The sequence below is a fragment of the Bacillus haikouensis genome, assembly GCF_013179555.1.
Lineage (GTDB): Bacteria > Bacillota > Bacilli > Bacillales > Bacillaceae_B > Rossellomorea > Rossellomorea haikouensis_A.
On sequence record NZ_JABMCR010000261.1, the window covers coordinates 1 to 5658 of the forward strand.

The following is a 5658-nucleotide window of genomic DNA, read 5'->3' on the forward strand; positions in this document are numbered from 1 at the left end:
CGAAGTCTTGCACGGAAATCATTAGCGGTATTAAGAACATACACTGAAATTGTTCGTCTTTAATGTCGTGGTTTATTCGTTTTGTCCCAGCCTCATCATTCTCATCCATATGACTTCATTAAAAAACCGGCTTCCTTAAGGGCATTTTCTGCTTTCAGCAATAATCCCTCATTCTGAGCCATAAGCGTATGTAAATGCACACCTTCTGTTAATTCTGATAGGTATGCGGCTTGTGTTTTTTCAATTTTGGTCAGAAATTGTTCCACTTCTTTCCGGTTCGATACCATGATGGATGCTGTCAGGTCACCGTAGACACCATGCTCGATTTTTACATCCTTCACTGTGACACCGTGATCCACGAGTAATAAGAGTTCCTCTTCGGCTCTGTCGGGAGCGTGCTGGCAAGCAACAATTCGTTCAACCATCGCATCACGATTCGAACTCGGCATGTAGAGATAGCCTTGACTCGTAGCGATGATCGGCTCTCCTTTTGCCTTCAGCAACGTGATATCACTTACGATGACCTGCCTGCTTACATTTGCGAGCTTCGCGAGGTCTCCCCCGGTTATAGGAATTTGTTTTGTTAAGAGAAGATCAAGGATGACCTGCCTTCTTTCCTCTCCAAGTATCTTTTTCCCTGCCACTGCTATCTCCTCCGTACTTTATTATATAGGAAATCATACCATAACTGATTCTTCAAGTTAACAAATGTACTGAATCGTGCCGTATTTGGGAAAGTACCTCTGCAAGTTGTTCGATATGCCCCCGGGTTGTATCCCTCCCGAGGGAAATACGGACAAACTCTTTTCCAGCCCTTTCTCCCAGCCCCATGGCACCCAGCGTCTTCGAGATGGAGTGTTTTCCAGTCTGACAGGCACTGCCGGTCGAGAGATGAATGCCTCTGCGGTTACACTCGAGCATGAGCCATTGTCCTTCAACTCCGTTGATTCTCATTCCGATGATGTGGGGAAGCTGGCGGGCATCTGGTGCGCCGTATACAGTGAACGGGGTTTCTGATGAGCTTTCCAGTACCTTGAAAAAATGATTTCGTAAACCTGCATAGTGATCAAGTTCATCTTGAGCTTTGACTTTTAAAGCAGCTGCAGTCAGCCCGGCTATCCCGGGAAGGTTGACAGTGCCTCCCCTGAATCCATGTTCATGGGTTTGGTGCGGCATATATGGCCGGATATCTGATCTTGGATGAAAATAGACTGCACCGACACCTTTTGGTCCATAGATTTTATGAGAAGAAATCGTCAAGCTGTCTACAATCGAAGCTGCTTCTTTACTATCCAGCTTTCCAAAAGATTGTACCATATCACTATGAAATAGAATATCTTTAGCATGAAGCAGTTTCTTTATATCGTGAAGAGGCTGAATGGATCCGATTTCACCATTGACATGGCTGACGGATACCACCGTGGTTTGATCTGTAATAGCTTCTTCCAAAGCATTGAGATCGATAAGCCCTTCTGAAGTAAAAGGAACCTTTGTAATCATGAATCCCTCTCTCTCCAAAAAGGCAGCCGCACTGTGGAGGGATGAGTGTTCGGCCCCGCTGATGATGATATGCCTCCCCTTCCTTTTATAACTGAAGGCAAGTGAAAGAAGGGCAAGATGATTCCCTTCAGTTCCGCCTGAAGTAAAAGAAATACCCTGAGGTGGAACTCCTAATGCCCCTCCCAGTCTCTTCCTGCAATTTTCAAGGAGAAGTTGAGCTTTTCCTCCCGTATCATGCAGGCTGCTGGTATTTCCCCAATAGTCTTCACTGACTTGCGCATAAATCTTTAAGCACTCCGGATCTACCGGAGTCGTTGCCGCATAATCGAAATAAACCATATTCCATTCTCCTTCAACTAGCAATCTATAAAAAAACTCTTGTCATTAGTTTAATAATGTGTAAATATATGTGTCAAGACACCTGTAAATAATCAGGAGGGTTTTCGCATGATAAAAACCGACGTAATCATAGTGGGCAGCGGGCTTGCCGCGTTGCAGCTTGCCCGCCAGCTTCAGGAGCAATTGAATGTGATGATTATCACAAAGAATAAGGTGAGGGACAGCAACTCGTATCTTGCGCAGGGAGGGATTGCGGCACCGGTAGGCAAAGAGGATAAGGTGGGACTCCATACAGAAGATACCTTAACGGCAGGCTGCCATCATCAGCACGAACATATTGTAAAGAACGTAATCAGAGATGGAAAAAATATAATGAAATCACTGATTGGGGACGGCGCACCTTTTGACAGAAAAAGTAATGGGGACCTGGCACTGGGAATGGAGGGTGCCCACAGCATTGCCAGAATTCTGCATAGCGGTGGTGATCAGACGGGCAGATACATGGTTGAATATTTATTAAACACACTTGATGAGAAGGTCTGGTTCGTCGAGGGGGAGATGGTCTTTGAACTCGTCAAGGATACACGGGGGCATTGCTGCGGTGTCAAAACAAAGCTTGTGGACGGCTCCATCAAATATTACTCTGCGCCTCATGTGGTCCTTGCCACAGGAGGCGCAGGTGCCGTGTATTCGTCGAACAGCAACGCGAGGACCGCTACCGGTGACGGAATGGCATTGGCGTTTCGGGCAGGTGCTGCGCTTTCTGATATGGAATTCATTCAATTTCATCCGACCCTTCTTTATTTAGACGGTGCATCACGCGGGCTCATTTCAGAAGCTGTCCGGGGGGAGGGGGCGCTTCTCATCGATGAAAAAGGAGAAAGAATCATGGAAGGTGTGCACCCGCAACTCGAACTTGCGCCACGCCATATTGTGGCTGAAAGGATAAATGGGGAGCGACTATCCGGAAAGAAGATTTATCTCGATATCTCTCCGGTAAAAGATTTTGAAATCAAATTTCCTTCCATTACAAAAATGTGTAAAAAACATCATATATCTTTGTCTGAGGGAAGAATACCGGTTTCCCCTGGGTGTCATTTCACGATGGGAGGGATCATGACCGATGAATTCGGAAAATCCACAATTGAAGGGTTATATGCAATCGGTGAGGTTGCCTGCACCGGATTGCATGGGGCAAACCGACTGGCATCCAACTCGCTTCTGGAAGGCTTGGTATTTGGAGAGCGTCTTGCAAAACATCTGATAACAGCAAATATTAACGTCTCTGCTGTTAAAACGGATTCAAAACCATACGGGAACCCGCCTGAACTCAACATTAAAAGGAATGAACTGAAAGAGCGGATGATGAAAGATGTGGGAATCATCCGATCTGAACAGAGCTTGACGCGTCACCTAAACTGGTTGAACGCTCAATCATTATCTTATAAAACAGAACTTGATCCGTTATCACAAAGTGATATACAAACATACCTGATGTGGGTGGTCAGTACGCTTATTACCCAGGGAGCACTAGTAAGGACGGAAAGCAGAGGGGGGCATATCCGTTCTGACTATCCGGGAGAAAACGATGAAGAATGGTTTAAACGATCGATTTTATTAATCAAAAATAATCATCAATTGAAGGTGGTACATGATGAACAACATCAAATTGAAATCTATGCTTGAAGAATTTTTTAAAGAAGATTTGGGAGATGGTGATCTTTCTTCGGAAAGTGTATTTGCTGCCGGGGATAAAGGAACATTTTCTTTAATTGTGAAAGAAGAGGGGATTTTCTGCGGTAAAAATGTGATCGAGACGGCATTCTCGCTTTTGGATTCAGATACAATAGCAGAAGTATTTGTGCAAGATGGGAGTCCGGTAAAGGAAGGTCAGCTTCTCGCGAAGGTGACAGGAGACATGAGAACCCTCCTGCAGGGAGAGCGGGTCGTGTTGAATCTAATTCAACGGATGAGCGGCATAGCGACAGCAGCCAACCGTGCAGTTCAACAAACAGCGGGAAGCGGGGTCAGGATCTGCGACACCAGAAAAACGACCCCGGGTCTTCGTATGCTCGAGAAATACGCCGTCAGAACAGGCGGAGCATACAACCACCGGAATGGTCTGTATGATGCAGTCATGTTAAAGGATAACCATTTATCATTTGCAGGTTCGATTTCGTCTGCTGTTAACAAAGTAAAGCAAAAGTGCGGTCATACAGTGAAAATAGAAGTGGAAGTCGAATGTGAAGACGATCTTAAGGAAGCGGTGGAAAGCGGTGCAGACATCATCATGTTTGATAATTGCAGCCCCCGGCAGATCAAGGAATGGATCCATCATGTTCCTCCCCACATTGTGACTGAGGCATCAGGGGGGATAACGGAAGACAATCTGTCAGAGTATGCACATACAGGAGTAGGATATATCTCAATAGGATACTTGACTCATTCCGTCAAATCAATGGATATAAGCGCCAGAGTATTCATTCATGAGGGGGATTCATAATGGGGTTACTTGAAGAACTTACGGTGGAAACGGGTGTCCTTCCTGAATCGATCACCTCTCTTACGAAGGAAGAGATGGAGAACAGAGTATGGGAAATCAAAAAGGTACTTGGAAAAAAGCTCTTCATTCCGGGTCACCATTATCAAAAAGATGAAGTCATTCAATTTGCCGATGCAGTCGGAGATTCCCTCCAATTGGCGCAGCTTTCTTCTGAAAACCAGGAAGCGGATCATATTGTATTCTGCGGTGTCCATTTCATGGCGGAAACAGCTGACATTTTGACGAAGGAACATCAACAGGTCATTTTGCCGGATATGAGAGCGGGGTGCTCAATGGCAGACATGGCCGATATACATCAAACAGAAAAAGCCTGGTGCAAGCTTCAGGAATTATATGGCGACACAATCATCCCTCTTACCTATGTTAATTCAACTGCTGCTATTAAAAGCTTTGTCGGCAGGAATGGCGGTGCTACCGTCACTTCATCAAACGCGCACAAAATGGTGGAATGGGCATTGGGGGAAAAGGAACGGATCCTGTTCCTTCCTGATCAGCATCTTGGCAGGAATACAGCAGCTGACCTTGGAGTACAAAAGACTGAAATGGCTGTTTGGGACCCGATAAGGGAAGAATTGATGCATTTGGGGGATATGGAAGACATAAAAGTGATCTTATGGAAAGGTCATTGCTCGGTCCATGAGAATTTCACAGAGAAAAATATTGAACAGATACGATTGAATCATCCTGAAATGAAAATCATCGTCCATCCTGAATGCAGGCGGGAGGTTGTTGAGAAATCAGACTTGAATGGAAGTACCAAGTTTATTATCGAAACAATCCGTCATGCACCAAAAGGGAGTTCCTGGGCAATCGGAACTGAAATGAACCTGGTCAAGCGGCTGATTGCGGAGTATCCGGATAAGCTTATTATTTCTCTGAATCCATACATGTGTCCATGCCTCACAATGAACCGGATTGACCTTCCCCATTTACTTTGGGCGTTGGAATCCATTATGGAAAATAGACCGCAAAATATCATAAAAGTAGATGAAGACGTCTCGGAAAATGCCATACTGGCACTGAACCGGATGCTGAACAGGGTTTAAAAGTCACCGGCTGACAGACCTTCGGAAGAAGCGGCAGAAAAACTTTTCTGTCCGCTTTTTTTATTCTGAAGACTTTACAGAAAGTATATGCAGCTTACTATCTGGTATATTTTCCCCCGCCGATTCATAAGTTTTTATGTAGATGATTAGCAATTTGCCTATCTAGTCATAGGATATATAGACTTATGCCTGAGGAGGGAAAAAGAGTGA

5 protein-coding genes are annotated in these 5658 nt (G+C 45.1%); 3 read left to right on the top strand and 2 right to left on the bottom strand.

Annotated features, from left to right (window positions below; translation table 11 throughout):
• Window positions 1-101: 101 nt before the first annotated feature.
• Together HP456_RS19050 and HP456_RS19055 are read right to left on the bottom strand one after the other, a co-directional pair.
• Window positions 102-644: a transcription repressor NadR gene (locus HP456_RS19050; protein ID WP_172254026.1), complete on the bottom strand. Its 543-nt coding sequence runs from the start codon at window positions 642-644 to the stop codon at window positions 102-104.
• Window positions 645-696: 52 nt separating this feature from the next.
• Window positions 697-1839, bottom strand: a complete 1143-nt coding sequence (locus HP456_RS19055) for an IscS subfamily cysteine desulfurase (RefSeq protein ID WP_172254028.1) — start codon at window positions 1837-1839, stop codon at window positions 697-699.
• A 108-nt stretch (window positions 1840-1947) separates the two neighbouring features.
• Here HP456_RS19055 and nadB point away from each other — a divergent pair, with 108 nt between their 5' ends.
• The 3 genes from nadB to nadA are packed head-to-tail and all read left to right on the top strand — an operon-like array spanning window position 1948 to window position 5448.
• Window positions 1948-3525 carry an L-aspartate oxidase gene (nadB, locus tag HP456_RS19060; protein ID WP_172254030.1) on the top strand — a complete coding sequence of 526 codons (1578 nt, stop codon included), beginning with the start codon at window positions 1948-1950 and terminating at the stop codon, window positions 3523-3525.
• A complete protein-coding gene (gene nadC / locus HP456_RS19065) occupies window positions 3494-4342 on the top strand; it encodes a carboxylating nicotinate-nucleotide diphosphorylase (protein WP_172254034.1) in 849 nt (282 codons plus the stop codon). The genes nadB and nadC overlap by 32 nt, the downstream gene beginning before the upstream one ends.
• A complete protein-coding gene (gene nadA, locus HP456_RS19070; protein WP_172254032.1) occupies window positions 4342-5448 on the top strand; it encodes a quinolinate synthase NadA in 1107 nt (368 codons plus the stop codon). Before nadC ends, nadA begins: the two co-directional genes overlap by 1 nt.
• Window positions 5449-5658: the final 210 nt, after the last annotated feature.